The 26,014-nt window shown below is 75.1% G+C and carries 21 protein-coding genes and 3 pseudogenes; 11 read left to right on the forward strand and 13 right to left on the reverse strand.

The window, feature by feature from the left end; all coding sequences use genetic code 11:
* Positions 1-384 precede the first annotated feature (384 nt).
* The 3 genes from KPL57_RS07630 to KPL57_RS07640 form a co-directional block, all read right to left on the reverse strand.
* Entirely contained in the window at positions 385-1,194 is an 810-nt protein-coding gene (locus tag KPL57_RS07630; RefSeq protein ID WP_226351030.1) for a heme-dependent oxidative N-demethylase subunit alpha family protein, read from the reverse strand.
* Entirely contained in the window at positions 1,191-2,129 is a 939-nt protein-coding gene (locus tag KPL57_RS07635) for a PDR/VanB family oxidoreductase (RefSeq protein ID WP_226351031.1), read from the reverse strand. The genes KPL57_RS07630 and KPL57_RS07635 overlap by 4 nt, the downstream gene beginning before the upstream one ends.
* A gap of 80 nt (positions 2,130-2,209) precedes the next feature.
* Positions 2,210-2,662, reverse strand: a complete 453-nt coding sequence (locus KPL57_RS07640; RefSeq protein WP_226351032.1) for a hypothetical protein — start codon at positions 2,660-2,662, stop codon at positions 2,210-2,212.
* Positions 2,663-2,820: 158 nt separating this feature from the next.
* On the opposite strand from KPL57_RS07640, the gene KPL57_RS07645 reads away from it, so the two are divergent.
* Positions 2,821-3,570, forward strand: a complete 750-nt coding sequence (locus KPL57_RS07645) for a hypothetical protein (protein ID WP_226351033.1) — start codon at positions 2,821-2,823, stop codon at positions 3,568-3,570.
* A 475-nt stretch (positions 3,571-4,045) separates the two neighbouring features.
* Positions 4,046-4,903 (forward strand): annotated as a pseudogene (locus tag KPL57_RS07650) (AI-2E family transporter); the annotation flags it as partial.
* Positions 4,904-5,164: 261 nt separating this feature from the next.
* Here KPL57_RS07650 and KPL57_RS07655 read toward each other — a convergent pair.
* Both KPL57_RS07655 and KPL57_RS07660 read right to left on the reverse strand, forming a co-directional pair.
* Positions 5,165-7,768 carry an HAD-IC family P-type ATPase gene (locus KPL57_RS07655; RefSeq protein WP_226351034.1) on the reverse strand — a complete coding sequence of 868 codons (2,604 nt, stop codon included), beginning with the start codon at positions 7,766-7,768 and terminating at the stop codon, positions 5,165-5,167.
* Between the two features lie 81 nt (positions 7,769-7,849).
* Positions 7,850-9,034, reverse strand: coding sequence for an acyl-CoA dehydrogenase family protein (locus KPL57_RS07660; RefSeq protein ID WP_226351035.1), 1,185 nt, complete (start codon positions 9,032-9,034; stop codon positions 7,850-7,852).
* Positions 9,035-9,159: 125 nt separating this feature from the next.
* Here KPL57_RS07660 and msrA point away from each other — a divergent pair, with 125 nt between their 5' ends.
* Positions 9,160-9,672: a peptide-methionine (S)-S-oxide reductase MsrA gene (msrA, locus tag KPL57_RS07665; protein WP_020624599.1), complete on the forward strand. Its 513-nt coding sequence runs from the start codon at positions 9,160-9,162 to the stop codon at positions 9,670-9,672.
* 89 nt (positions 9,673-9,761) lie between these two features.
* Here the strand turns inward: msrA and KPL57_RS07670 are convergent, their stop codons facing one another.
* Complete coding sequence (locus KPL57_RS07670) at positions 9,762-10,334, reverse strand: L,D-transpeptidase (RefSeq protein WP_226351036.1); 573 nt, start codon at positions 10,332-10,334, stop codon at positions 9,762-9,764.
* A gap of 315 nt (positions 10,335-10,649) precedes the next feature.
* Here KPL57_RS07670 and KPL57_RS07675 point away from each other — a divergent pair, with 315 nt between their 5' ends.
* Positions 10,650-11,228: a hypothetical protein gene (locus tag KPL57_RS07675; protein ID WP_226351037.1), complete on the forward strand. Its 579-nt coding sequence runs from the start codon at positions 10,650-10,652 to the stop codon at positions 11,226-11,228.
* Positions 11,229-11,241: 13 nt separating this feature from the next.
* Here the strand turns inward: KPL57_RS07675 and KPL57_RS07680 are convergent, their stop codons facing one another.
* Both KPL57_RS07680 and KPL57_RS07685 read right to left on the reverse strand, forming a co-directional pair.
* Positions 11,242-11,616 carry a pyridoxamine 5'-phosphate oxidase family protein gene (locus KPL57_RS07680; protein WP_226351089.1) on the reverse strand — a complete coding sequence of 125 codons (375 nt, stop codon included), beginning with the start codon at positions 11,614-11,616 and terminating at the stop codon, positions 11,242-11,244.
* Positions 11,602-12,511: pseudogene (locus tag KPL57_RS07685) on the reverse strand (IS5 family transposase); the annotation flags it as partial. The gene KPL57_RS07680 and the pseudogene KPL57_RS07685, both read right to left, overlap by 15 nt.
* A 272-nt stretch (positions 12,512-12,783) precedes the next feature.
* Here KPL57_RS07685 and KPL57_RS07690 point away from each other — a divergent pair.
* From KPL57_RS07690 to KPL57_RS07700, 3 genes are all read left to right on the forward strand, one after another.
* Positions 12,784-14,727: a solute carrier family 23 protein gene (locus tag KPL57_RS07690; protein ID WP_226351038.1), complete on the forward strand. Its 1,944-nt coding sequence runs from the start codon at positions 12,784-12,786 to the stop codon at positions 14,725-14,727.
* Positions 14,728-14,814: 87 nt separating this feature from the next.
* Positions 14,815-15,150 carry a hypothetical protein gene (locus tag KPL57_RS07695; protein WP_226351039.1) on the forward strand — a complete coding sequence of 112 codons (336 nt, stop codon included), beginning with the start codon at positions 14,815-14,817 and terminating at the stop codon, positions 15,148-15,150.
* A 97-nt stretch (positions 15,151-15,247) separates the two neighbouring features.
* Positions 15,248-15,988: a YidC/Oxa1 family membrane protein insertase gene (locus KPL57_RS07700; protein ID WP_226351040.1), complete on the forward strand. Its 741-nt coding sequence runs from the start codon at positions 15,248-15,250 to the stop codon at positions 15,986-15,988.
* A gap of 167 nt (positions 15,989-16,155) precedes the next feature.
* On the opposite strand, the gene KPL57_RS69435 is transcribed toward KPL57_RS07700, so the two are convergent.
* The gene (locus KPL57_RS69435) at positions 16,156-16,911 is read right to left on the reverse strand and encodes a CdaR family transcriptional regulator (RefSeq protein WP_226351041.1); all 756 of its coding nucleotides are present in this window, start codon (positions 16,909-16,911) and stop codon (positions 16,156-16,158) included.
* A gap of 494 nt (positions 16,912-17,405) precedes the next feature.
* Positions 17,406-17,708 (reverse strand): annotated as a pseudogene (locus KPL57_RS71860) (PucR family transcriptional regulator ligand-binding domain-containing protein); the annotation flags it as partial.
* A gap of 140 nt (positions 17,709-17,848) precedes the next feature.
* Here KPL57_RS71860 and KPL57_RS07715 point away from each other — a divergent pair.
* The 3 genes from KPL57_RS07715 to KPL57_RS07725 all read left to right on the forward strand — a co-directional run bounded on the left by KPL57_RS07715 (position 17,849) and on the right by KPL57_RS07725 (position 22,719).
* The gene (locus tag KPL57_RS07715; RefSeq protein WP_226351090.1) at positions 17,849-19,189 is read left to right on the forward strand and encodes an 8-oxoguanine deaminase; all 1,341 of its coding nucleotides are present in this window, start codon (positions 17,849-17,851) and stop codon (positions 19,187-19,189) included.
* 327 nt (positions 19,190-19,516) lie between these two features.
* Positions 19,517-20,167 (forward strand): hypothetical protein, encoded by a 651-nt coding sequence (locus tag KPL57_RS71865; RefSeq protein WP_374203681.1) that lies wholly within the window; start codon positions 19,517-19,519, stop codon positions 20,165-20,167.
* Positions 20,089-22,719 (forward strand): molybdopterin-dependent oxidoreductase, encoded by a 2,631-nt coding sequence (locus KPL57_RS07725; protein ID WP_226351042.1) that lies wholly within the window; start codon positions 20,089-20,091, stop codon positions 22,717-22,719. Before KPL57_RS71865 ends, KPL57_RS07725 begins: the two co-directional genes overlap by 79 nt.
* A gap of 9 nt (positions 22,720-22,728) precedes the next feature.
* Here the strand turns inward: KPL57_RS07725 and hchA are convergent, their stop codons facing one another.
* Together hchA and KPL57_RS07735 are read right to left on the reverse strand one after the other, a co-directional pair.
* Positions 22,729-23,607 (reverse strand): glyoxalase III HchA, encoded by an 879-nt coding sequence (hchA, locus tag KPL57_RS07730; RefSeq protein WP_226351043.1) that lies wholly within the window; start codon positions 23,605-23,607, stop codon positions 22,729-22,731.
* Between the two features lie 133 nt (positions 23,608-23,740).
* On the reverse strand, positions 23,741-24,028 hold the full coding sequence (locus KPL57_RS07735) for a YrhK family protein (protein ID WP_075306564.1): 288 nt from the start codon (positions 24,026-24,028) through the stop codon (positions 23,741-23,743).
* 54 nt (positions 24,029-24,082) lie between these two features.
* Here KPL57_RS07735 and KPL57_RS07740 point away from each other — a divergent pair, with 54 nt between their 5' ends.
* Positions 24,083-25,354 (forward strand): APC family permease, encoded by a 1,272-nt coding sequence (locus KPL57_RS07740; protein WP_308187982.1) that lies wholly within the window; start codon positions 24,083-24,085, stop codon positions 25,352-25,354.
* 130 nt (positions 25,355-25,484) lie between these two features.
* Here the strand turns inward: KPL57_RS07740 and KPL57_RS07745 are convergent, their stop codons facing one another.
* A complete protein-coding gene (locus tag KPL57_RS07745) occupies positions 25,485-25,940 on the reverse strand; it encodes a MarR family transcriptional regulator (RefSeq protein WP_308187954.1) in 456 nt (151 codons plus the stop codon).
* Positions 25,941-26,014 lie beyond the last annotated feature (74 nt).

The raw sequence follows: 26,014 nt of genomic DNA on the forward strand, positions 1-26,014 counted from the left end.
CGTGTGTTCGCACGAGTGTGGCCGAGGGGTCCGACAGTTCGGATCGACCCGTGGTGGGGCCGGGTCTGCGGGGTGCGTTCCGCGGAACGCGCGCGGACGCCCACCGCGACCACCGCAGGCGCCCCCGGTCATGAGGCGCGGTCAGGAGGCGATCCCGATCAGGAAGGCGATCCCGGGCAGGAGGCGATCTCGGGCGGGGCGACCCCGGGCGGGGGCGGCCCTGGTCAGGACTGGGCGCGCAGCCACCCCGCGGCGATCGAGGCCAGCGGCTCGAGCTCCTTGTACTCCGCGACCTCCGGCGGCAGCGTCTCCAGGACCGACGCGAGACGGCTGCGCCAGGCCGGGACCTGCGCGACCCGTCGAGCGGAAGCAGGCGGATCCCGATCAGGAACAGCACCGCCCGGTCAGCGGGAGCCGCACCAGGTGCTGCACCTCGGTGCGCAGATGTATCTGTCGGCCGGGGTCGGTGAGATCGAGCCGGGTCCGGGCGGGCTGCCAGTGCGGGGCGGCGTCGAGGGACAGGTCGCGGTGGTCGTCGGGCTGCAAACCCCAGTTCAGGCGGCGGTAGGCCTCGCCGGGGTGCAGCCGCAGCAGGAAGCGTTCGGCGCGCTCGAACACGCCGCCGGGTCCGTTCCCGGGGACCGGTCCGTGCAGCTCCCGGAAGCTCATGCCGGCGTCGAACCCGATCGACCACACGGAGGCGGAGGCGAACGCGACGGCACCGGCGTCGAGCCACAGCGCGTCGTCGCGGGCACCGAGCACGACCACGTCCTCCGCGACGAGCCGGGACACCCAGCGCAACGGGTGTTCGGGGAGGGTGGCGTCGTCGCCGAACACGAACTCCCGGTCGGTGCCGGTCGCCGTATCACGGAACCGCCACCCGCCGGCCCTGCCGGGGGTGCGGGTCAGGGTGCAGGTGCCGGGTTGCTCGGCGGCGAGCCGACCGAGCAGGTACAGACAGGCGTCCCAGCAGGACGCGCGGGCGTGCGGCGCGGCGACGAACCGGGCGGACTCGCGGTCCAGGATCGACGCGCGCTCGGCGGCGACGGCGGGCCGGTCCGGGCCGTCGTGCAGGATCCGCGCGCCCCAGGAGCCGGCCTCGGTGCGGCGCTCCACGCCGGCCGGTTCGACGTTCGCGCGGATCCGGTAGGTCGGGTGCGGCAGCGGGAACGGGTAGTCGTCGACGCCGGTCACAGATCCAGCTCCAGTGTCGCCCCGGCGGCGCGGGACACACAGAGCGCCATCCGGTCGGCGCGCTCGTCGGCGGTCAGGACCGTGTCGCGGTGCTCGACCCCGCCGTCGACGACGGGGGTCACGCACTCCCCGCAGACCCCGCGCCGGCACATCGCGGGCGCAGTGACCCCGGCTCGCTGCACGGCGTCGAGCAGGGTCTCGTGGGCACCGACCTCGACCGTGCGGCCGCTGCGGCGCAGCACCGCGCGGAACGGGGTGCCGGGCTCGGGCTCGCCGACGAACGCCTCGGCGTGGATGCGGGCCTCGACCCAGTGCGCGGCGCGGGCGGTCCGGGCGGTCGCGGCGATCAGGCCGGGCGGGCCGCAGGTATAGACGTGGCTGCCGAACGGTGCCGTGCCCAGCAGCCGCTCCAGCGCGGCCCGGGCCTCGACGCGGCCGGTCGCCTCGACGAGCCGGTCCCCGCAGAGTGCGCGCAGCGCGTCGCGGTGCGGGGCGGGACCGGGCCGCTGCACCGTGAGCACGGTGTACGGGTTCCCCCAGAACGCGTGCCAGCGGGCGTGGGACAGGACCGCGGTCACCCCGATCCCGCCCGCGACGAGCAGGTGGTGGCGCGCGGTGTCGACCGGCGGGAACGAGCTGCGCGGCGTCGTCGCCACGACCGCGTCACCCGGGGCGAGACCGTGCGCCCACACCGAGCCGCCACGGGAGTCCGGGCGCCGCGCGACCGAGACGTGCCAGCGGTCGGGTGCGGGGGACGGCGCGGTCAGCGAGTAGGAGTTCCAGCGGCCCGGCGCCCACTCGATGCCGATGTGGCCGCCGGGCGGCGCCGCGGGCAGTGGTCCGGTCCCCGGCGCGGCGGCGAACTCCAGGGAACGGACGTCGGGTGCAGCGTCGGTGACCGCGACGACCCGCAGGTGCACCCCGGGCCGGGTCACGGCGCCCGCTGCGGGGTGGGTGCGCCGAGGAACGCCCCGAGCCGGCGCGAGTGGTGCCCGGCGACGTGCAGCACGACCCGTCAGCCGGGACAGGCCACGGCGTCCCCGACGGCGGCGTGCACGACGACGTGCTGGTGGCAGTGTGCGCAGTGCACCGTCCGTTCCCGGGTGGCGTGGGCGACGTCGGTCGGGACCAGGACGAGCTCCTCGTCGAGGGCTCCACGGTGCAGCGCTGCGGCGCGCACGGCCTGCACGAGCGCCTCGGGCCCGGTGACCAGGATCCGGGTGCCGGTGACCAGCGTCGCGAGCTCCCGGTCGAGCAGCGTCGCGGCGTCCGCGCCGGCAGGGAGCCGGACCAGGCGGTCGGCGGGCCCGAGGTCGGGAGCGGGCGCGGAGCCGCAGACGACGACCAGGTGCGGTGACCCGCCGCGTTCGGCCGGACCGGCGTAACGCGGCACCGTGGTCCACTCCGGTGCGACGTGCACGGACGGTGCGGCCGCGCCGGTGCGCAGCGGGCGGACGGGGTCGGGCATGACGGAGAGTGATGATACGGGCGTCGCGTGAACACCACATGGCGCCCAGCGAATGCGTAGGTCGCCATTTCTGGTGAAACTGTCGCCGAGTCGGTCACGATCTCGGCGCCGGCGCGATGGACTGCGTGAAGCGCCCGCACGTCGGAGAGGGGGACGTCATGGACGGCACGCCGTACCGCCCGCGGCACGCCCTGCGTGAGACCCCGCCCACGATCGCCGTCCCGGCGCAGCGGGGCGCCCCGCGGGCCGAGGCCGTGACCCGGCCGGACTCCGTGACCCGGCCGGACACCGACGAGCCGCACAGCGCGGGTCCGTGGTGGACGACGGTCCCGGCGCCCCGGGACGGCACCGCGCACCCTGCGCCGCCCGCCCCGGCGCCCGAGCGGCCCTGGTTCACCCCGGTCCCGGTCGTCGTCGAGCCCGCGGCCGGGCCCGGCACCGACGGGAGACTGCCCGGGTTCCCGACCGCGCTGCTGCCGCGCCGCCGTCGTCCGCTGGCGGTCGGTGCGGGCCTGGCCGGCGCGATCGCGGGGATGCTCGTCGTGTTCGCGGTGGTCGTCGGCGCCGCGGGGGCGGCGGGTCGCGGGATCGAGGACGCCGCCACGGCGACGGCCGCGGTCGGCGACTGGCGCGCCGAGGGCGGCCAGGTGCACGTCACCGCGATCACCGGGGCCCTGCGCGACATCGCCCGGGCAGGGTCGGACGGCGGGATCCCGGCCCTGGTCGAGGCCTGCCGCGGCCTGCGCGACGAGGTCGCCTCCGCCCAGGCGCACCCGGCGATCCCCGACGCCGTCGCCCAGACGTACTGGCAAGGCGGGCTCGCCGCGGGCGCCGATGCCGCCCGGCACTGCATCGCGGGGCGTCACTGGGCGACCCCGGACTGCTCGGCGACGCGGCCCGGGAGCTGAACGGGATGAGCTCGCAGCTGGGCGCGGTCGCCGACCGGCTCACGCTGCTGTCCGGCGGCTGACCGGCGGGCACTCCGCGCCCGGTGCGTCCGCGCCGCCGCGACCCTCCATCGGCTTCGCGGGCCCCTTGTGGACAGTGCTCCACGACCTCCGAGAGCCCCTCCGTCCGCGACGCACGGGCGTGGCGTGTCGTTGCGGCGGGCATCGGAGCCCCTGCGCCGCTAGGGTTCCCGCCGCAGGTCAACCGGGACGAACGGAGTGGGTCATGGATTCGGGGGCGCAACCGGCCGCGCGTGCCGAGGACGGTGGGGCGCGGCGGGACCCGGCGGAGGGCGGACTGCTGAACCCGTCGCCGACGGCCGGGGCCGCGAGCCGCGGCACCGTCATCGGCAACGGGCTCACCTGGGTGGCGGCGTGGAGCCTGCGGGTCGCGCTGATCTCCCTGGGGCTGGTCATCCTCGGCTACGTCACCGGCATGCTGTGGGTCGTCGTCTGGCCGGTGGTGCTCGCGATCCTGCTGGCCACCGTCCTGCGTCCGCCCGCGGCGCTGCTCATCCGGTGGCGCTTCCCACCCGCGGCCGCCTCGGCGGTGGTGCTGCTCGTCGGCATCGCCGCGGTGACCGGCCTGTTCGTGGGCATCGCGCCGTCGATCGCCGGGCAGACCCAGCAGATCACCTCCGGCGTGATCGCGGCGCTCGGCCAGATCCAGCAGTGGATCTCCGGTCCGCCGCTGAACCTCGGTGAGAGCCAGATCGGCGACATCATCACCCAGGTCACCCAGCAGCTGCAGCAGAGCGCGACCTCCATCGCCGGCGGCGTCCTGACCGGGGTGTCCACCGTCGCGTCCGGACTGGTCTCGCTGGTGCTGGCCCTGGTGCTGACGTTCTTCTTCGTCAAGGACGGGCCGCGGTTCCTGCCGTGGCTGACTTCGATCACCGGGCGCAGCGCGGGCGGGCACATCGCCGAGGTGCTGCGCCGGATGTGGGACGTCCTCGGCGGGTTCATCCGCGTCCAGGCACTGGTGAGCCTCATCGACGCCGTGTTCATCGGCATCGGCCTGGTGCTGCTGGGGATCCCGCTGGCGCTGCCGCTGGCCGTGCTGACCTTCATCGGTGGGTTCATCCCGATCGTCGGTGCGGTCGTCGCGGGCTCGCTGGCGGTCCTCATCGCGCTGGTCACGCAGGGTTTCGGCACCGCGGTCGCGGTGGTGGTGCTGGTCGTGGCGGTGCAGCAGATCGAGGGCAACGTGTTGCAGCCCTTTCTGCAGGGCCAGAGCCTCAAGCTGCACGGCGCGGTCGTGCTGCTGGCGGTGACGGCGGGCGGCTCGCTCGCCGGGATCGCCGGCGCGTTCCTCGCGGTGCCGGTCGCGGCCGTCGTCGCGGTGCTGCTGCGCTACCTCGGCGAGCAGATCGACCTGCGGGACCGCCGCTTCTCTCGCGTCGACGACATCGCCGCCGCGGGCCCGCCGGTCGCCGCCGCCCACGACGCGGCACCCGCCGACACCTCCACGGCGGGAGACCCGGACCGGGAGACGGAGGGCGCCGGGAGCGGCCCCGGGGACGGTTCCGTGCCCGCGCCCGCCGGACTCGGCTCGTCAGGACGGCGGCTGACCGACTCGCCCGGGCAGCCGGTCGGTCCCCAGCAGCCGGTCCATCACCCGGAACCGGAGCACCACCCACATCACGGCGAACCAGCAGACCAGGGTCGGCAGCACGACCAGGACCACCGGCGGCTCCGCGCCGGTGAGCCCGACGTACGACGACAGCGCCGGGGTCCCGACCACGCCCGCGAACACCAGGGTCAGGCCCAGTACCAGCCAGGCCGGGCGACGGTCGGGCACCGGCGCCGTCCACGCCGCGAGGAACCGGTGCGGTGGCAGCAGGAACAGGATCAGGACGAACGACGCCAGCCCCACGAACGTCGACAGCCCGGTCTGCGCGCCGAGCGTCGCGGCTGCCTCGGCGAAGTCGGCGTCGGTGCCGTAGGTCAGCCCGGTGTAGCTCTGGAACTGTGCGATCACCTGCTCCGGGGTCCGCCCGCTGGTGAAGCCCTGCAGGATGCCCTGGTAGAGCAGCGTGTAGACGACCGTCCCCGCGCCCGCGGTCACCACCGAGGCCGGCACCACGAAGCGGGCGAGGTTGCCCAGCAGGTCCGGGTCCGGCTCGGACGGCGTCGCCCACAGCGTCAGGAACAGCGTCGGCACGCCGACGGTCAGCAACGTCAGCCCGACCTGGGTGGGGGAGTAGGGGAACCCGAGCCCGAGCATGGTCACGGCCATGATCACCAGGCCCTGGGTGGCGACCCGGGTGAGGAACACGTACATCGACACCGCGATGCCGTCGACGATCCGGCGTCCCTCGGTGCGGGCCGGCAGCAGCGCGGCGAACGAGTCGTCGACGAGCACGATGTCGGCGACGTCGCGGGTCACCGCCGAACCGCTGCGCATCGCGACGCCGACGTGGGCCCGTTTGAGTGCCCGCGCGTCGTTCACGCCGTCGCCGAGCATCGCGACGTGCGCACCGCCCCGGCGCAGGCTCGCGACGATCCGCTCCTTCTGCTCCGGGGCGACCCGCCCGAAGACCGTGGTCCGGGCGACGAGCGCGTCGAGCGCGGCCCGGCGGTCGGCAGTGTTGTCGGCGGAGTCGGCGGAGTCGGCAGTGTTGTCGGCGGAGTCGCTGGACTCGGTTAAGTCAGCGAGCTCCGCGACCGCCGACCCGTCGACCGGCTCGCCGACGTCGAGCCCGGCCTGCGCCGCGAGCGTGGCGACGGTGCGCGGGTCGTCGCCGGACAGCACCTTCACCGCGACCCCGTCCGCGGCGAACCGCTCCAGGGCGTCGGCGACGCCGGGACGCAGCTCGTCCGACAGCGCCACCAGCGCCACCGGGACCAGGTCGGGCAGGGCGGGACGGCCGTCGTCGCCGCGCAGCCCGGCAGCCGGCCGCGCGGACCGGGCCAGCAGCAGCACCCGCAGCCCGGCGGCGGCGCGTGCCGCCACCCGGTCGGCGACGGCGTCCGGGTCGCCCAGGTGCGGGGCGAGCACGTCCGGGGCGCCGAGCACGAACGCCTCGCCGTCGGTGGTGACCTGCCCGGACCAGCGCAGCGACGAGGTGAACGGGACCTCGTCGCGCAGCTCGGACGGGGCGCCGGGCAGCGCGGCGGCGAGTGCGGCGGTGGTGGGGTTCGGGTCGGTCACCGAGGCCGCGAAGCGGGCGAGCACGGGGCCCGGCTCGGTCCCGTCGAGCGGGTCGACACGGTCCAGGCGCAGCGCGCCGGTGGTCAGGGTGCCGGTCTTGTCGGTGCAGACGACGTCGACGTGGGTGACCGCCTCCACCGCGTTGACCCGCTGGACCAGGGCGCCGCGCCCGGCGAGCCGGGCCGCACCCCGGGTGTAGGCGACGGCGATGAGGAAGAACAGGCCGTAGGGGACCAGCCCGGACAGCACCGCGGTGATCTGCACGACCCGCAGCAGCGAGAACCCCTCCAGGAACGCCTGGGCCAGGATCGCGCCGCTCATCAGGACGACCAGCACCATCGTCAGCCGTACGACGAAGTCGATGCGCCGCTGCAGCGGTGTCGCCTCGGTGGTGTCCGCGCGGGCCTGCAGCGTCAGCCGGCCGGCGTAACTGTCGACGCCGACGGCGGTCGCGCGCTGGCGAGCGGTCCCGGCGACGCAGTGGCTGCCCGAGCGCAGCAGGTCGCCGGGATCCTTGACGACCGGGTCGGACTCGCCGGTGAGCAGCGACTCGTCGGCCTCGGCCCGCCCGGTCAGCACCGGCCCGTCGACGACGACCTGCTCGCCCGCCCGCACCACCAGCACGTCCCCGACGACGACGTCGGCGGCCGGGACCCGCTGCTCGGCACCGTCGCGCACGACGGTGACCTCCGCGGCGTCGAGCAGCTGCAGCCGGTCCAGCTTCCGCTTGGCGCGCATCTCCTGCACCGCCCCGACGACGGCGTTGACCAGGCCGAGCCCCACGCTGGTCAGGGCGTCGCCGTAGCGACCCAGCACCAACAGGGCCAGCCCGATCGCGAACAGGATCGTGTTGTAGAAGGAGAAGACGTTGGTGCGCAGGATCCGCCCGTAGCCGCGTGTCCCGGCGCTCACCGGCGCGTTCGTCCTACCCGCGCGGCGCGCCGCCGCGACCTGCGCCGCGGTCAGCCCGTCGTCGGGCGCCGTCTGGACGGTCCCGGTCGTCACACCGTCCCCTCTCCGCCGTCGATCCCCGTGCGGCGATCGTGGCAGGCCGGGATGTGTGCCGGCTGTGCGCGAGCTGAGCGCTCACCAGCGCTGCAGACCCCCGCGCTTGACGAGCTGGGCGGCGATCACGTTGCGCTGGATCTCGTTGGTGCCCTCCCCGACGATCATCAGCGGGGCGTCGCGGAAGTACCGCTCGACGTCGAACTCGGTGGAGTAGCCGTAGCCGCCGTGGATGCGCACCGCGTCGAGGGCGACCTCCATGGCGGTCTCGGAGGCGAACAGCTTCGCCATGCCGGCCTCCATGTCGCACCGCTGCCCGGACTCGTACTTCCGGGCGGCGTGCAGGATCAGGGTCCGCGCAGCGGTGATCTTCGTGGCCATGTCGGCGAGGTGGTTGCCGACCGACTGGTGCTGCCAGATCGGCTTGCCGAACGACTCCCGCTCCTGGGCGTAGGCCAGGGAGTCGGCCAGAGCGGCGTCGGCGACGCCGAGTGCGCGCGCGGCGACCTGGATCCGGCCGGTCTCCAGGCCCTTCATCATCTGGGCGAAGCCGTGTCCCGGCTCTCCGCCGAGCACCGCGTCGGCGGGGACGGCCATGTCGGTGAAGGACAGCTCGCAGGACTCGACCCCCTTGTAGCCGAGCTTGGGCAGGTCCCGGGACACGGTCAGGCCGGGGCCGTGCTCGACGAGCAGCACCGAGATGCCGCGGTGGCGCGGTTCGGCGGTCGGGTCGGTCTTGCACAGCAGCGCGATCAGTCCCGAGCGCCGCGAGTTGGTGATCCAGGTCTTGGCGCCGTTCACCACCCACCCGTCGTCCGTGCGACGGGCGTGGGTCGTCATCGCCTGCAGGTCCGAGCCGCCACCGGGCTCGGTCAGCGCCATCGTCGCGCGCAGCTCACCGGTGGCCATCCGCGGCAGGTACCGGTCCTGCTGCTCCCGGGTGCCGAAGGCGACCAGCAGCTTCGCGACGACGGTGTGCCCGCCCATCGCGCCGGCCAGGCTCATCCAGCCGCGGGCCAGCTCGGCCGTGACCAGGGCGTAGCAGGGCATCGAGACCGGCGCCTCGCCCCACGGCTCGGGGACCGCGAGCCCGAAGATCCCGAGCTCCTTCATCTGCTCGATGAGCCCCTCGGGATAGGTGTTCGCGTGCTCCAGCTCCCGCACCACCGGGCGGACGTCCCGGTCGACGAAGTCGCGCACCGTCTCCACGACCGCCCGCTCCTCGGTGCTCAACCCCGTGTCCGACCCGGCGCTCTGCCCGTCCATGCGACCGAGCATCGGTCATCGACCGGGGACCCCGCGAGCCGGGGTGACCGGTCGTGTGCGACGGAACATCCGCGGCGGTGGGACCGTTGTAGGTTCCGAGACCCGACACAGGGAGGTTCATCCCCATGACCGAGACCGCGATCCTCGCCGGTGGCTGCTTCTGGGGCGTCCAGGAGCTGCTGCGCGCGCGTCCGGGCGTCGTCTCCACCCGGGTCGGCTACTCCGGCGATCCGAACACCCCGAACGCCACCTACCGGCGCCACGGTGACCACGCCGAGGCCGTCGAGATCGTCTTCGACCCGGAGCGGATCTCCTACCGCGAGATCCTGGAGTTCTTCTTCCAGATCCACGACCCGTCGACGAAGGACCGCCAGGGCAACGACATCGGCCGCAGCTACCGCTCCGCGATCTTCTACACCACCGAGGAGCAGCGGGCCGTCGCCCTGGACACGATCGCCGACGTCGACGCGTCCGGGCTCTGGCCGGGCCGCGCGACCACCGACGTGGAGCCGGCCGGCGACTTCTGGGAGGCCGAACCGGAGCACCAGGACTACCTGCAGAAGTTCCCCTACGGCTACACCTGCCACTTCCCGCGCCCGAACTGGGTGCTGCCGCGGCGGACGGCCAGCACGGGCTGAGGCCCTCCGTTCCCAGCACGTACGGACCGGCCCGCGACCACGCATCGCGGGCCGGTCCCGTGTGCGCCGGGCGGCCTCGCTCTGGTCGCTCAGAGGTGGCTGCGGGCCTCGGCGCGGTGCCGGCGCTCCACCGACCCGTTCACGACCTGCACCTTGTCCCCGACCTGCAGGGTCTCGAAGAACCGCCGGGCGTCGCGGGTGCGGAGCTTCACGCAGCCCGCGGACTCGCGGCTGAGGTCCCCGCCGTGGAAGGCGATCCCGCCGTCGGCGAAGAACACCGACCACGGCATCCGCGCCGGACGGCCGTCCGGGCCCGGGTACTCGCCGCTGCGGTGGTCGGCCTCCTTGCGGTACACCCGGAACGAGTGCCCGACCGGGGTGGCCTTCCCCTCGCCGCCGGTGGTGACCGGGAACGGGCCGCCGGTGACCCTGCCGTCGCGGACCAGCCACGCCTGCCGCGTCTCGAGGTCCACGCAGGCGCGCACCGACGCCGAGCACGGTGTACCCGGGGCCGCGGGTTCGGCGTGCGCCTGCTGCGCGACCCGGCTCTGCTCCGGGTCGGCGGTGGCGATCGCGGTCCCACCCAGCCCCACCCCGGCCACGAGCACGAGACCGATCACCAGCACACCGCGACGGCGACGGAGCCGCTCGGTCCGGGACATGCCCACCTCCCACGCCACAGATCACCCACCCGGGTGACAACAGGGCAGACGCCCGTCCGGATGTCGCGGTTGCGCGGGAGCGTCCCGCGGCGGCGAGTGGGCAGCGGTGCACGGCGAACGGGTGGGCGGCGGGCCCGGCGGCGGACCGATGGCCGGTCGACCGCCGGGGTACGGGAGCGGACCGTACGGCGTCCGGGGGCGTGATCTCCGTCCCGACGGGATGTCACGGCGCGATAACGGGGGTAGGTCTCGGTGATCGCCTCCTCACCCGCGGTGGTGGGGACGCCCCCGTCGTGACCGACCCCAGGAGGAACGATGCGCGCAGCCGACCGTCCGGGCTCCGAGCCGGGACCTGCCGACCGGCTCCGTCGTCGGGCGTCCCGTCGCGAGGACCTGCTCGCGGTGCTGTGCGGGCTGCTCGCCGCCTGCGGGCTCGCCGTGGCGTGGCTCGCCGGTGCCGCAGCCCACGGGACGGTGCTCGAACGCGGGGCTGTCGAGGCCCGGCAGCGCGTGCCGGTCGAGGCGACGGTCACCGCGCGGGCGAACGCGGTCGGGGACCTGCAGACCGGGCAGCAGTCGCTCACGCTGAGCTGGACCGGGCCGGACGGCGTGGCGCACTCCGGGGGCAGCTCGCTGCCCGGCATCTACGACGTCGGCGACCGGGTGTCGGCCTGGGTCGGTGCCGACGGCAGGCTGGCGCCGCCGCCGTCGACCCCGGCCGACGCCGTCACGGTCGCCGTCGCGGCCGGGTTCCTCACCGCCGCCGGGTGGGCCGGCGGGGTACTGGTGCTCGGGCGGCTGGCCTTCGCCTGGAACGGGCGCACGTTCGCCCGCGCCTGGGCGGAGGACTGGGCCGCCGTCGAGCCCGAGTGGTCGGGCCGCCGCACCCCCTGAGCCGGGCGACGAGTCAGAACATCAGCCGCCGTACCCGCTCGGGGTGGATCACCAGCCGCACCTGGTCCTCGGCGAGGATCGCCGCGAGGTCCGCGGCCCGCGTGGGGTCGTCGAGGTCCCAGTAGCGCTGCGCCAGACGCTGCGCCAGCGCGTGCGCCCCGTCGGTCTCGACGGTCGTGCCGCCCTCGACCGCGATCCAACGCTCCCGCTCCCCGACCGGAGCGGCGACGACGAGCGAGGCCCGCGGGTCCTTCCGCCTGCGCCGGATGTGCAGCGACTCCGGTCCGGTGAACAGCTGCACCGTGCCGTCGTCGGTCGCCTCGAACCAGACCGGCCGGGGCTGCGGCGGTACCGGGCCGCCCGCGACACTGAGAGCGTGTTTGGAAATTCTAGTGGGTTGAGGGTGTCGTGTGTTTCTGCTGGCGGGTGGCGGGGTATCCACGGGCGATGCGGCGGGTGATGGTGTTGATCGCGGCCCAGCGGATCATGGCTTCGGATGTGGTGGGGTGGCGTTCGTAGTCTCGGGCCAGGCGTCGGTGTGCGGTGAGCCAGGCCAGGGTCCGTTCGACCACCCACCTTCGTGGGAGGACGGTGAATCCGCGCTGCTCGGGTGGCTTGCGGATGATCTCGATCGTTGTCTGCAGGATCGTGGCGGCCCAGTCGAGCAGTCGCCCGGCGAAGCCGGCGTCGGCGTAGACGAACCGCACCCTGGTGCGCAGGTAGAGGTTGAGCAGGATCGGCTTGGCGCCGTCGCGGTCCTGTACCGAGGCCGAGCACACCATCGTGGTCAGCAGCAGACCGAGGGTGTCGGTCACGATGAACCGTTTCCGTCCGCCTGTCTTCTTCCCGGCGTCGTAGCCGCGGGAGTCCTGGCCGACGGTGTCGGCGCCCTTGACCGACTGGGAATCGATGATCCCCGCACTCGGCTCCGGATCACGGCCCTCGGCGATACGTAACTGCCCCCGCACGACCGGGAGGATCTTCTCGGTGACCTTCTGCTGTTCCCACTGGTTGAAGTACCAGTAGACGGTCTGCCAGGGCGGGAAGTCCACCGGCAACGCCCGCCAGGCACACCCGGTCCGCACGACATACAAGATCGCGTCCAGCACGTCCCGACGAGCATGAGCAACAGGCCGCCCCCGCCGCGCGAGCGGCGGTAACAACGGCTCGATCACCACCCACTGGGCATCACTGGTGTCCGAGGGGTACCGGCGCGGTCGTTCCTGCATGCCGACCACGATGGAGCACCCCAGCCGTGTCGACCATCCCGACACACCCACCATTTCCAAACACGCTCTGAGGTGCATGCCCGCATTGTGTCCGGTCCCGGGTTTCGACGGGATGTCCGGGAGGTTCCGAACGGTGTCCCGCCGGTGTCCCGATGTCCGGGTCGACTGTCGGAACCTACGAAAGCCCAGCGGCGAGCGGCCCGGGGTTCGTCGGGGACGGCGGTGCCGGGGGGTCCCGGCCCGGGCGCATGGTGATGCAGGTCGCAATCCGGCCCCTCTGCGCGCCCTGCCCCGTCATCCCCCTCCGGCTCTCATCGAGGTCACCGATGCGCCTGCGCCGATCCACCAGCGCCACCGCCGATCCCGCCCGTCCCGTCCACCCGGTCGACCGGGTGCCGCCCGCCGGACGGCTCGCCGTCTACGGCATGCAGCACGTGTTGGCGTTCTACGCCGGCGCCGTCGTCGTGCCGATCCTGCTCGCCAACGCCATCGGGCTCGACGAGCGCCAGCTCATCCACCTGATCAACGCCGACCTGTTCACCTGCGGCATCGCCTCGATCCTGCAGTCGGTCGGGATCGGCCGGATCGGGGTGCGGCTGCCGCTGCTGCAGGGCGTCACGTTCACCGCGGTCTCCCCGATGATCGCGATCGGGCTCGCCGCGGGGGGCGGGACGCAGGGGCTGACCACCATCTACGGCGCGGTGATCGTCGCCGGGCTGGTCACCTTCTTCGCCGCGCCCTACTTCGCGCGGCTGCTGCGCTTCTTCCCACCGGTCGTCACCGGCACGGTGATCACCGTGATCGGGCTGGCGCTGCTGCCGGTCGCCGCGACCGACGCGGTCGGCGGCTCGAACGCCCCCGACCCCGGCAACCCGCTCTACCTCGGGCTCGCCCTCGGGACGCTGGCGGTGATCGTGCTGATCCAGCGGCTGTTCCGTGGGTTCCTCGCGACGGTCGCCGTGCTGGCCGGGCTCGTGCTCGGCACGCTCGCCGCGGTGCCGTTCGGTCTGGTCGACCTGTCCGCGGTGGGGGAGTCGGACTGGGTCGGGGTCACCACGCCGTTCCACTTCGGCTGGCCGCAGTTCTCGATCGCCGCGATCCTGTCGATGATCGTCGTCATGATGATCACCGCGGTCGAGACGACCGGTGACGTGATCGCCACCGGCGAGATCGTGGACAAGAAGGTCGGGCCGGACGACGTCGCCCGCGCCCTGCGCGCCGACGGCGCCGCCACCACCCTGGGCGGTGTCCTCAACTCCTTCCCCTACACCTGCTTCGCCGAGAACGTCGGCCTCGTCCGTCTCACCCGGGTCTCCAGCCGCTGGGTGGTGGCCGCCGCGGGCGGTTTCATGATCCTCATCGGGCTGGTGCCGAAGGCCGGGGCGCTGGTCGCGGCCGTGCCGCACCCGGTGCTGGGCGGTGCGGCGCTGGCGATGTTCGCGACCGTCGCCGTCGTCGGGATCCAGACGCTGTCGCGGGTCGACTTCCGCGACCACCGCAACGTCGTCGTGGTCGGGTCCGGTCTCGGGGTCGCGCTGTTCGTGACCGTGCAGCCGGACGTGGCGCAGGCCCTGCCGGAGTGGGCGGGCATCGTGCTCGGCTCCGGGATCACCGCGGGCAGCGTGGTCGCGATCGGGCTCAACCTGCTCTTCTTCCACACCGGGCGCCGCCGCGACATCGCACCCGCGACGCCCGGCGGGGACACGGTGACCTTCGACCGGCTCGCCTCGGCCGACGCCGGCGAGTTCTCCGCGGTGCTCGGGCGGCTGTTCGAGGGCCCGACCGCGGTGCCCGCCCGGGTGCACGCCCGCGGCCCCTTCGCCGACGTCACCGCGCTGCGCGCCGCGGTGCAGGACGAGCTGTTCGCCGCGCCGCCCGAGGAGCAGCGGGCGCTGATGGGCCACTACCCCGACCTCGGGGGGCTCGCCGGCGCGGGCGGCTCCGGCGCCCCGGCCCCCCGCCGCCCCGACGGCGTCGGCCCGGTCGGTGGTCCCGTCGGTGGCACCGCCGCGGCGGCGCTGCGTGACCGGGCCGGGCTGGCCCTGCTCGGCAACGACGACCGCGCCGAGCTCTGCGCCGTGGCGTCGGCCTACCGGGAGCGCTTCGGGTTCCCGCTGATCGTCTGTCTGCGCGACGCGGGGGACCCCGCACGTTGCTCGCCACCGCGCGGCGGAGGCTGGAGCACCCGCCCCCGCGCAGGAGCACGCGACGGCCCTGGTGGAGATCGCCAAGGTCGCGGGCGCCGGTTCGACGACCTGGTGTCCGGCTGACCCGGTGACGGGCGCAGGGCCCGGCGGCCGGCGCGGGAGGTCCGCGCCGGCCGCTGCGGGTGTCCCGGGGCCGGTACGGTGGGCGGCGTGGACCTCGGGATCGGACGGCGCGCGCGGGCGGGGGCGGCCCTGCTGGTCGCGTCGCTGCTCCTGCTCGTGCCGGTCCTGCTGCCCGCCGAGGTCGAGACCGGGCTCGTCGGCGCCGTGGTCGCGCTCGCCGTCCTCGTGTGGGCCGGGCACCGCGAGCTCGGCGCGATCCACCTCGTCGCCACTGCCGCGACCACCCCGGTCCGTGAGGCCCGCCGGGTCCGCACCGGGCCGGGATCGTCCGCCAGACCGATCCCGACGCGGCGGGCGTCCCGGCCGCGCGCTCCGGGACCGCTCCACCCGGAGCAGGTTCCCGGCGTCGTCGCGGCCGCCTGACGCGCGCGGTCCGCGCGCCGGTGCGGTGTGCGCACCGGCCCGTCGTCGTCCCTGCTCCGGGACCCGTCCCGCCCCTCGGACGTCCCTGGAGTGAGAAGTGCTCGACTTCCTGTACTACCCCGTCTCCTTCGTCATGCGCCTGTGGCACGAGCTGTTCGGCGCCCTGTTCGGACCGGCCACCGGGCTGTCCTGGGCGCTGTCCGTGGTGTTCCTCGTGCTCACCGTCCGGGCGCTGCTGGTGCGCTCGGCCTGGACCCGGATGCGCGCCGCCCGGATCGGTCGCGCACTGGCCCCGCAGGTCGCCCGGCTCCGCGAACGCCACCGCGGCGACGCCCGGGCACTGGCCGAGGCGACCGCCGCGCTGCACCGCACGCACGGCTCGTCGCCGGTCGCCGGGCTCGGGGTGGTGTTCCTGCAGATCCCGGTGTTCGTCGCGCTGCTGCACGTGCTGCGCTCGTTCAACCGGCCCGGCCTGACCTTCGAACAGAACGCCGCGCTCGCCAACTACGCCTTCCCGCCCGACCAGGTCGCCTCGTTCCTGCAGGCCCGGCTGTTCGGGGCGCCGCTGTCGGCGTGGCTGCGGATGCCCGCCGAGCAGCTCGCCGCGTTCGGGGGGACCCCCGTCGACGGGGCGGCGGTCGCCGCCGTCGTGGTGGTGCTGGCCGTGCTCGCCGCGGTCTGCACCCACCTCAGCATGCGCTACGCCCGGGTCGACCGGGTGCCGTGCCGCAGGGCACAACCCGGATCCTCGCGGCCCTGCCCTGGATCGCGCCGGTCGGTGTCCTCGCCGGTGGGCTGCTCTACCCGGCGCCGGTCGCGCTGCTGCTCTACTGGATGACCGGCAGCGTCGCGACCCTGGTCCAGCAGCTCGTGCTCACCCGGCTGCTCGACCGCAGGCCACCGGTCGTCGTCGCCCCGCCGGCGCCGGAACGCAGCCGGGCGCCACGGCCGTGCGCCAAGCCGGTGCGCGCCGCCGCGCCGCCGGCGCCCGCCGCCGGGCCGCCGTCACCGAGAGCGCAGCGCCAGGTAGAGGTCGACGCGGTCGGTGAACGAGGACGGGTCCCGCCCGGTCAGCTCCGCCACCCGGCCGATCCGGTACCGGACGGTGTTGACGTGCAGGTGCAGCCGGGCCGCGGTCCGGTTCCAGGACCCGGACTCGTCGAGGAACACCTCCAGGGTCTCCACCAGCCCGGTGCCCGACCGCGCGTCGTGGTCGAGCACCGGGCCGAGGACCTGGGCGGCGAAGCCGCGCCGGACGTCGTCGGGGACCCCGGCCAGCAGCGCCACGTGCGAGGTGATCTCCCCGGCCCGCACCGAGGTCACCGGGCCGACCCGGGACGCCGCCAGTCCCGCGGCGTGCCCGGCCTCGGCGAGCGCACCCGACAGCGCCTCCGCCGTCGACGGCCGCGACACCCCGGCCGACAGCCGTCCGCCCGCCAGACCGGGGCCGAGCCGGTGCACCGCGCCCAGCACCACCTCGACCGGGTCCGGGGTGTCCGCACGCCCGGGCACCGCGACGACGGCGACCGCGTCGCCACCCAGCACCCCGACCGCGGCCGGGCCGGTGCCGACCAGCGCGTCGAGCAGCACGGTGTGCGCGGTGTCGGCCGGGTCCGCGACGCCCGAGGCACGCAGCACGACCACGGCGAGGGTCCCGTCCGGTTCCACCCCGGCCTGGCGCAGCCGCACCCGGGTCTCCGGCCGGTCGCCGGTGTCGGCGGCGATCCGGGCCAGTGCGTCGTCGGCGATCGGGCGAGCCACCGCCGTGCCCTCGCGGCGCCGGGACCGGTCCAGCGCGGCGATGGCGGCCAGCTCCCCGACGGCGTCGACGGCCTCGGTGCCCGCCTGTGCGGTGCCCGGCGGCAGCTGCGCGGCGACCAGCCAGCCGGTGGCCCGTGCCGTTCCCGGTGCCGCGGGACCACCAGGTGCGCGGCATCCTCCCGCCCGGCCGGGACGGTCACCGGCAGCCGGCCCGCGGTGAGGAACCCGGCGACGACGTCGTCGCGCTCGGCGTCGGGCAGGGCCGGCCCGGCCAGGAGGCCGCCCGCGGCGGTGAGCACCCGGCAGACCAGGCCGGTGCCCGCCGAGACCGACCCGGCCAGCTCGGCCAGCTCCGCGCCGCCGGCGAACGCGGCGAGCAGCCGCCGGTGCCGGCCCAGGGTGTGGGCGAGCCGGTCCCCGCGGGCCGCGGACAGCGCCCCGATCACCACCTCGGTCACGGCGCCGAACGACACGTCCACCGGGACCGCGATGAGGACGAGGTCGTGGCGGCGGCAGGCGTCGACGACGTCGGCCGGGATGTCGCCGAACACGGCCTCGCCGGCCACCAGCGCCGCCGCCCCGGACCGGGCGACGGCCGCGACGAACCGCTCCGAGTCCGCGGGTGTCCGTCGCCACACCAGCCCGGACACCACCAGCTCGCCGCCGCCCAGGTAACGCGACGGGTCGGGCAGGTCGGTCGGGTACACCCAGCGCACGGACCGGTCCAGATCGGCCGCCGAGCCGTGCAGGACCCGCAGCCGCAGCTCCGGTCGCGCGACCAGCTCCGAGAGCAGCATGGGAGGAACCTACAACTCGGTGCACCCGCTGGGACCCCGATTCGTCACAGTGGTGCCTTCTCCTGGTGACCGTCACACGGTGCACTGGGGTCCATGCAGCAGCCGAACGCCGGGCGGGCCGCCAGCCGGGTCGCCACCGGATCGCCATCGAGGGTGCCCACGTCGTCACCGTCAGCGGGGAGGAGATCCCCGGCGGGCACGTCGTCGTCGAGGGGGAACGGATCGCCGCCGTCGGGCCCGGCCCTGCCCCGGCGGGGTCCTACGACCGCAGGGTGGACGCCCGCGGCTGCCTGCTCACTCCGGGGCTGGTCAACACCCACCACCACCTCTACCAGTGGGTGACCCGTGGACTCGCCGTCGACCACACGCTGTTCGAGTGGCTGACCACGCTCTACCCGGTGTGGGCCGGCATCGACGAGCACGCCGTGCACACCGGCGCCACCGGGGCGCTGTCGGCGCTCGCGTTGTCGGGATGCACGACCACCACCGACCACCACTACGTCTTCCCCCGGGAGGGCGGCGACGTGCTCGGCGCCGAGATCCGGGCCGCCCAGCAGGTGGGGCTGCGGTTCCACCCGACCCGCGGGTCGATGGACCTGGGGCGCAGCGCGGGCGGGCTGCCGCCGGACCACGTCGTCTCCGACCGCGACGAGATCCTCGCCGCCTCCGCCGACGCCGTCGCCCGCTGGCACGACCCGTCACCGGGGTCGATGCTGCGGATCGCGCTGGCCCCCTGCTCGCCGTTCTCGGTGACACCGGAGCTGATGCGGGAGTCCGCGACGCTGGCCCGCGAGCTCGGCGTGCGGCTGCACACCCACCTCGCCGAGACCGACGACGAGGAGGCGTACTGCCGGGAGCGCTTCGGTGCCACCCCCACCGAGTACGTCGCCGACCTGGGCTGGACCGGGCCCGACGTGTGGTTCGCCCACACCGTGCACCTCGACGACGAGGCGGTGAAGTCCATCGGCGCCACCGGCACCGGCGTCGCGCACTGCCCCACCTCCAACGGCCGTCTCGGCGCCGGCATCGCGCGGGTCCGCGATCTCGTCGACGCCGGCGCCCGGGTCGGGATCGGCGTGGACGGCGCCGCCTCCAACGAGGGCACCCACCTGCTGGAGGACGTCAAGCACGCCGTCCTGTTCGCCCGCGCCGCGGGCGGCCCCCGCGCCCTGTCGGTGCGCGAGGCCCTGGAGCTCGGCACGCTCGGCGGCGCCCGGGTGCTCGGTCGCGAGGACGAGATCGGGTCGATCGAGACCGGGAAGCTCGCCGACCTCGCGCTGTGGCGCCTCGACGGGTTCCGGCACCGCGACGTCGCCGACCCGGTCGCCGCCCTCGTCCTGGGCACCCCGCCGCCGCTGGAGCTGCTGCTGGTGCACGGCCGCCCGGTCGTGGAGAAGGACACGGTCCTCACCGTCGACACCGACGCCGTCGCCGCCGAGTGCGCCGCGGTGCACCGCGACCTCGTCTCGCGGGCCGGGTGAGCGGATGGATCTGCACACCGTCACCGGGTTCCGGCGCGCCCGCGAGCGCGCCGACCTGGCGCTGGCGCCGGGGGAACGGATCCTCGCCGGCGGGACCTGGCTGTTCTCCGAGCCGCAGCCCGGCGTCACCGGCCTGGTCGACCTGACCACGATGGGCTGGGAGCCCCTGGAGCCGCTGCCCGACGGCGGCCTGTCGGTGGCGGCGACCTGCCCGATCGCCGACCTCGCCGGGTACGGGGAGCGCACCGGGCCCCGCTGTTCGCCCAGTGCGCGCACGCCCTGCTGGCGTCGTGGAAGATCTGGCACACCGCGACCGTCGGCGGGAACGTGTGCCGTGCCTACGCCGCCGCCGGGATGGTCGCGCTCGCCGCGCCGCTCGACGGCGTCGCCGTCGTCTGGACCCCCGACGGCGACGAGCACCGGGTCCCGGTCGCGACGCTCGTCACCGGGAACGGCACCACCGCGCTGCGCCCCGGCGAGGTCCTGCGCGCGGTCGAGCTGCCCGGTGCCGCACTGCGCGCCCGCACCGCCTTCCGCAAGATCGCACTCGCCGAGCTCGGCCGCTCCGGCGCCGTGCTCACCGGGCGGGTCGACACCGCGCGCCGACGGCGGCGCGGCCACGTTCGTGATCACCGCCGCGACCGAGGCACCCACCGTCCTGCGCTACCCGGCCGGTGTGCCCGACGCGGACCGGCTGCGCGCCGACGTCGACGCCGTCGACGGCTGGTACACCGACCCGCTCGGTTCCGCGGACTGGCGCCACGGGGTCAGTGCGGTGCTGCTGGAGCAGATCCGGGAGGAGCTGTCGTGAAGCTGCACATCAACGACACCGAGCTGGAGGCCGAGCCCGCCCCGGGCAGTGCACCCGCACGTTCCTGCGCGAGCACGGGCACCTGGAGGTGCGCAAGGGCTGCGACGCCGGGGACTGCGGTGCCTGCACCGTCCTGCTCGACGACCGGCCCGTGCACTCCTGCCTGATCCCCGCCCAGCGTCTCGACGGCGCGCGGGTCACCACCGTCGCCGGGCTGGCCGGGCCGGACGGGGAGCTGCACCCGGTGCAGCAGGCGTTCGTGGAGAAGTTCGGCTACCAGTGCGGGTTCTGCACGGCCGGGCAGATCGTCACCGCGTCCGCCCTGACCGCCGAGGACCTCGACGACCTGCCGCGGCGGATGAAGGGCAACCTGTGCCGCTGCACCGGCTACCGCAGCATCCGGGAGGCGATCGAGACCGGCGTCCGTCGTGGGTGCGCCGTCGACGGTCCCCGCGCCGCGGAGGGCACGGTCGGCTGCTCGGCCCGGCCCCCGGCGGCCGAGCGCATCGTCACCGGTGCCGAGCCGTTCACCTTCGACGTCGACCTCACCGGTGCCCTGCACCTGCGGATCCTCGGCTCCCCGCACGCCCACGCCCGGATCCGGTCGATCGACGCCACCGCCGCACGGGCCGCGCCGGGCGTCGCGCTGGTGCTGACCCACCACGACGTGCCGGACCTGCGGTACTCCACCGCCCGGCACGAGCACCGCACCGACGACCCCGACGACACCCGGATGCTCGACGACGTCGTCCGGCACGTCGGGCAGCGGGTCGCGGCCGTCGTCGCCGAGACCCCGGCGCAGGCGGAGGCCGCCTGCGCCCTGATCGCCGTCGACTACGAGGTGCTGCCCGCCGTGCTGGACCCGGAGGCGGCCCGCCTGCCCGGCGCGCCGCTGGTGCACCCGGACCGGACCCCGGCCGACCGCGTCGACGAGGCGTCCCGCAACGTCGTGCTGGCCCTGCACGGCGGACACGGCGGTGACGTCGACGCCGCGCTCGCCGGGTCCGCGCACACCGTCACCGGCACCTGGCGCACCAGCCGCGTCTCCCACGCCCAGCTCGAGTGCCACGGGGCCATCGGCTCCCTCGACGGCGACGGGCGGCTCGTCGTCCGCGCGGGGACCCAGGTCCCGTTCCTCACCCGCGCCGAGCTCGCCCGCGTGCTCGACCTCGACCCCGACCGGGTCCGGGTGCACACCGCGCGGGTCGGCGGCGGGTTCGGCGGCAAGCAGGAGATGTTCGCCGAGGACCTCGTCGGGCTCGCGGTGCTGCGGACCGGGCGCACCGTCGTCCACGAGTTCACCCGGACCGAGGAGTTCACCCGCACCGCACTGCGCCACCCGATGCGGGTCGCGGTCACCCTCGGCGCCGACGACGACGGCCGGCTCACCGCGATGAAGCTCGACGTCCTGTCCGACACCGGCGCCTACGGCAACCACTCCCGCGGGGTGCTGTTCCATGGCGTCGCCGAGTCGGTCAGCGTCTACAACTGCCCCGTGAAGCACCTCGACGCCGAGGTCGTCTACACGAACAACGTCCCCAGCGGCGCGTTCCGCGGCTACGGCCTGGGCCAGGTGATGTTCGCCGTCGAGTCCGCGATGGACGAGCTGGCGATCGTCACCGGCCTCGACCCGTTCGACCTGCGGCGGCGCAACATGGTCCGCGCCGGGGACCCGCTGCACGTCGCCCACCACGGCGATCCCGAGCACGACCTGCACTGGACCAGCTACGGCATGGACCAGTGCCTCGACCTCGTGCAGGACGCACTGGCCGACGGCAGCGGCGACCCCGTGCCGGAGGGCCCGACGTGGCGCGTCGGCGAGGGCACCGCCCTGGGCATGATGACGACGATGGCCCCGTTCGGGCACGCCGCCACCACCACGGTGACCCTGCTGCCCGGCGGGCGCTACCGGCTCGGTGCCGGCACCGTCGAGTTCGGCAACGGCACCACGACCACCCATCGCCAGGTCGTCGCGACCGTGCTGGGGACGACCGCGGACCGGGTCGACGCCCACCACGGCGACACCGACGCCTGCGGCTACGACACCGGGGCGTTCGCCTCGGCGGGCACCACCGTCGCGGGCAAGGCCCTGCACGCCGCGGCCACCGCGCTGCGGGCCCGCATCCTCGCGGTGACCGGCGGCGGAGAGCTGCACGCCGACGGCGTCACGACCCCCGACGGCGAGTGGTCCCTCGACGAGGTGCTGGCCGCCGCGTCGTCGCCGGGGGGACTGCCCGCGACGGGGGAGGAGCCCGGCACCGCGCGGGCGATCACCGCGAACTGCCACGGCGTGCGGGTCGCGGTGGACACCGCCACCGGCGAGGTCCGGGTGCTGCGCTCGGTGCAGGCCGTCGACGCCGGCACCGTCCTGAACCCCGAGCAGCTGCGCGGGCAGGTGGAGGGCGGTGCCGCGATGGGGCTGGGCAGCGCGCTCTACGAGGAGGTGTACGTCGGGGAGTCCGGGGAGATCCTCAACCCGGTGTTCCGCACGTACCGGGTGCCGCAGATGGCCGACGTCCCGGTCACCGAGGTGCGCTACGCCCGGACCCACGACGCGCTGGGCACCTACGGCGCGAAGTCGATGAGCGAGGCGCCCTACAACCCGGTGGCGCCCGCGGTCGCGAACGCGATCCGCCGGGCGCTGGGGGTGCGGCCGTACCACCAGCCGTTCAGCCGCGACCGGGTGTGGCGGCTGGCGACCGGTGGCACGGCGCCGTGAGCTGCGTGGTCAGCCGCGGCGGCGGGCGTGCTCCAGCAGCGCGGTCGCGGTGCGCCTGCCCAGCTCGTTCGCGGCCAGGGGGCTGTCACCGGTGATGACGTTGCGGTCGGTGGTGCAGCGGCCGGTCATGTCGTCGTTGACCACGCGGACGCCCTCGTCCTGGAGTGCCTTGCCGAGCAGCCACGGCATCTCGCCGGGCAGGTAGCCGATGTCGATGTTGGCGCCGGCGTCCAGTGCGTCGGGGAACACGCACATCTCGTAGCCCTCGAAGACCGACCGGCCGCGGCCGATGCGGGTGGAGAGGAACGCCGCGGGCCCGTGGCACAGCGACACCACGAGCCGGTCGGTGCGCATGGCCCACTCCAGGGTGTCGCGGACGTCGGTGGAGAACGGCAGCCCGGACAGCGCACCGTGCCCTCCCGGGACGAACACCGCCAGGTAGTCCGAGTCCTCGCCCAGCTCGCGGTCGACGACCTCGGCCAGCGACTTCGGGGCCCGCCACTGCGCGAGCAGCTTCTCGCGGGCGCTGGCGACCGCCTCGTCCTCGCCGGGGTAGGCCCACCACTCGAACTTCGCCGGGTTGCCGGTGAGCGTCGCGATCTCGACGCCGAACCCGGCCTCCAGCACGTGGTGCAGGGGGAGCAGGGTCTCCACCGGGTGGTTGCCGGTGGAGAAGAAGGTGCCGTTGCCCATGCGCAGGTAGCGCTCGTCGGTGGCCAGGACGAGTACCTTCCAGCGGCCGCCGGACCAGGCGCGCCGCTCGGTGGCGAGACCGTCGAAGTCCGTCCTCGGCGCGGTGTAGGCGTCCAGCGAGTACGGCGACGGGAAGTACGCATCGTGCTCCGCCGGGTCCGCGGTCGGATCCTTGCTGAGCGTGCTGTCGGACATCGGGGTGCCTCCGGGTCGTTCGTGCGGTGCCCCAGCGGCCTACCCCCGCCCGGTGCCCGCGAACCGCGCCGCCGGACCCCGCCGTGGGAAGGACGGTGCGTGCGGTGAACGGTGGCGGGCGACGTCGTCCGGGTCAGAAGTCGTGGCTCGCCTCCGGCGGTGCCCCGGTGATCCGCTGCAGGTGCACCCGGCGGGCGAGCCGGATCACCGGTCGGATCATCAGCTCGATCGAGCCGAGGAGGAACAGCCAGGTCCCCGCGTAGCTGGTGGCCTCGGAGAAGAACAGCACGCTGCCGATCACGAACCACAGCGCCACCAGGATGTCGTTGACGATGCTGAGCACCTCGTAGCGCTTCCGGACGACGAGCTCCTCGTGCCCGATGGTGAACGTCAGCGGTCGGTCGTGCGGGGTCGGTCCCATGCCGTGGTGGGTACCCCCTCGACCGGCCGTCCGCACGCCGGGAAGGGTGAGCACGTGCACACGACGCCCCAACGCCGGATCGGCACCGGCGACGCCGTCGTCCTCGGGATCGGGTCCATGCTGGGCGCCGGGGTGTTCGCGGTCTTCGGGCCCGCCGCGGCCGTCGCCGGGACCGCCCTGCTGCCCGCGCTCGCCGTGGCCGGCGCGGTCGCGGTCGCCAACGCGATGTCCTCGGCGTGGCTCGCCGCCCGCCACCCCGAGTCCGGTGGGGCCTACGTCTACGGCCGCCGCCGGCTGGGGGAGACGTGGGGGTTCCTCGCCGGGTGGGCGTTCGTCACCGGCAAGACCGCGTCGTGCGCCGCGATGGCCCTCACCCTGGGCTCCTACGCCTGGCCGGACAACGCCCGCGCGGTCGCGGCGGCGGCGGTGGTCGCGATGGTCGCGGTGAACCTGCGTGGCGTCACCCGCACCGCGCTCGCCACCCGGGTCCTGGTCGGGTGCACCCTCGCGGCGCTGACGGCGGTGGTCGTCGCCGCGTTCTCCCGCCCCGCCGTCGCCGCGCCGCTGCAGGGCTGGGCCGACGCCGGTCCGCTCGCGGTGCTGCAGGCCGCCGGGCTGCTGTTCTTCGCCTTCGCCGGGTACGCCCGGATCGCGACGCTCGGCGAGGAGGTCCGCGACCCCGCACGCACCATCCCACGGGCGATCCCGCTCGCGCTCGGCCTGGTGCTGGTGGTCTATGCGGTGGTCGCCGTCGCCGCGCTGCGGGCCGCCGGGCCCGACGCGCTCGCGGCGTCCGCGGCCCCGCTGGCCACCGCGGCCGGGGACGGGACGGCACCCCTGGTGCGCATCGGGGGCGCCGTCGCGTCGGCCGGGGTGCTGCTCGCGCTGGTCGCCGGGGTGGGGCGCACCGTGCTGGCCATGGCCCGGGACCGGGAGCTGCCGGGCGCACTCGCCGCGGTCCACCCGCGGTTTGCGGTGCCGCACCGCGCCGAGCTCGCCGTCGGCGCGGTCGTGCTGCTGCTGGTGGTCACGGCCGCTCCGGTCACCGCGATCGGCCTGTCCGGGTTCGCGGTGCTGCTGTACTACGCCGTCGCCAACGCCGCAGCGCTCACCCTGCACCGCGACCGGCCGTGGCGCCGCGCCCTGTCGGGGTTCGGGCTGCTCGGCTGCGTGGTGCTCGCGACGCTGCTGCCGCCGGTGTCGGTGCTGGCCGGGGCCGTGGTCCTGGCGGCCGGGACGACGGTGCGGGCGCTCGTACGGGCCGTGCGGGTCCGCCGTGGCGGCACCTCCACCGGCGACGACCGGACGGATCCCGTCGGACGCTGAGCCGCGGACGCCCCGCCCGCGGTGGCCCCGGGCCCGCTCGGTCCGCCGCGACCGTTCCCCCGCCCGCCCCGGCCCGGCCCCGGCAGGGCCCGGCCCCGACGGAGGCTGCTCCGGTCGTGGGCGGCCGGGCTCAGCAGCGGCGGTGCTCGTCGGCGCCGTCGCGCAGGACGGCGAGGATGCGGGCCAGCTCGGCGCGGTCGTCGTCGGACAGCCGCGCGAACAACGCCTCGGCCCCGTCGGCCCGTGCGGCCCGCACGTCGCGCGCGGTCGCCGCGCCCGCGTCCGTGACCCGCACCAGCACCGCCCGCCGGTCCGCCGGGTCGGTCGCCCGTTCGACGAGCCCGAGTCCGGCCAGCGCGTCGACGACCTCGGTCGCCGACCGCGGCGTGATCCGCAGGTGCCCGGCCAGCGTGCCCGGGCGCATCTCGCCGTGCCGGACCAGCGTGCCCAGCGCCCGCGCCTGCGACGGCGTCAGACCCCAGGCCGCCAGCCGCTCGGCCGAGGCGTGGCGCAGCGAGCGCGCCACCGACCAGAACGCGTCGACGAGGTCGCCGCGCGACTGGCTGGGTGGTTCCCGGTCCGGCACGGGAACAGACTAGCGCAGGACGCTGTTGCTGCCTCATAGTGAGGCAACCACAGTAATTGGCCCGGAGGAAACCC

The organism is Pseudonocardia sp. ICBG601 (assembly GCF_020496245.1).

Excerpts from the sequence above, each read along its gene's own strand:
- KPL57_RS07660 (WP_226351035.1), bottom strand. The coding sequence starts at position 9,034 with ATGGACGGGCAGAGCGCCGGGTCGGACACGGGGTTGAGCACCGAGGAG.
- KPL57_RS07645 (WP_226351033.1), top strand. The coding sequence starts at position 2,821 with ATGGACGGCACGCCGTACCGCCCGCGGCACGCCCTGCGTGAGACCCCG.
- KPL57_RS07690 (WP_226351038.1), top strand. The coding sequence starts at position 12,784 with ATGCGCCTGCGCCGATCCACCAGCGCCACCGCCGATCCCGCCCGTCCC.
- KPL57_RS07735 (WP_075306564.1), bottom strand. The coding sequence starts at position 24,028 with ATGGGACCGACCCCGCACGACCGACCGCTGACGTTCACCATCGGGCAC.
- msrA (WP_020624599.1), top strand. The coding sequence starts at position 9,160 with ATGACCGAGACCGCGATCCTCGCCGGTGGCTGCTTCTGGGGCGTCCAG.
- hchA (WP_226351043.1), bottom strand. The coding sequence starts at position 23,607 with ATGTCCGACAGCACGCTCAGCAAGGATCCGACCGCGGACCCGGCGGAG.
- KPL57_RS07640 (WP_226351032.1), bottom strand. The coding sequence starts at position 2,662 with ATGCCCGACCCCGTCCGCCCGCTGCGCACCGGCGCGGCCGCACCGTCC.
- KPL57_RS07675 (WP_226351037.1), top strand. The coding sequence starts at position 10,650 with ATGCGCGCAGCCGACCGTCCGGGCTCCGAGCCGGGACCTGCCGACCGG.
- KPL57_RS07670 (WP_226351036.1), bottom strand. The coding sequence starts at position 10,334 with ATGTCCCGGACCGAGCGGCTCCGTCGCCGTCGCGGTGTGCTGGTGATC.